Source organism: Microbispora sp. H10885 (assembly GCF_014161415.1).
GTDB classification, from domain to species: domain Bacteria; phylum Actinomycetota; class Actinomycetes; order Streptosporangiales; family Streptosporangiaceae; genus Microbispora; species Microbispora triticiradicis.
This window is the reverse complement of the sequence record NZ_JABBWY010000039.1, coordinates 1-629: the sequence shown is the minus strand read 5'-3', so window position 1 is coordinate 629 and position 629 is coordinate 1. Positions and strand designations below refer to the sequence as shown.

Below are 629 nucleotides of genomic sequence, written 5' to 3'. Positions count from 1 at the left end.
CCGCCGAGGAGCAGCTTGAGGAAGTTCGCCTCGCTGTAGTTCTCCTTCAGGTGGCCCAGGCCGGTGTACCACGAGCGGCCACCGTCGTAGTCCTGACACCACGTGTTGGGGTGGTCGGCGCCCATCGTGCCGCCGGTGTAGGACTTCTCGTCCAGCGACGTCAGCACGTGAACCGTGTTACGCGGGTTGGTCCGGTAGTCGTACCACTCGTCGGTACGGCTCCAGGTGATCGGCAGGCCCGCGGTCGACGGGTGCGCCGGGTCCTCGACCTTGACCGTCGCCTGCTGGATCGCCGGGTGCTGCTTGAAGTACGCACCGACCAGCTTGCCGTACCACGCCCAGTCGTAGCCGCTGTCGGCCGCGGCGTGGACGCCGACGTAGCCGCCGCCCTTCTGGATGTAGCGCTGGAAGGCGTCCTTCTGGTCCTGGGTGCTGACCGGGTCACCGGTCGTGGACATGAAGATGACGGCCTGGTACTGCGCCAGGTTGGCGTCGGTGAACGCCGCGCTGTCCTCGGTCGTGTCGACCGCGAAGTTGTTCTCCTGGCCGAGCTTCTGCACCGCCGCGATCCCCTCGGGGATCGAGTCGTGCCGGAAACCGGTCGTCTTCGAGAAGACGAGCACCTTGAA

1 protein-coding gene is annotated in these 629 nt (G+C 66.5%); it reads right to left on the bottom strand.

All coding sequences use genetic code 11. From position 1 onward, the window contains the following. The coding region (locus tag HHX37_RS35390) for a ThuA domain-containing protein (RefSeq protein WP_182888179.1) at positions 1-629 on the bottom strand (629 nt) is incomplete at both ends.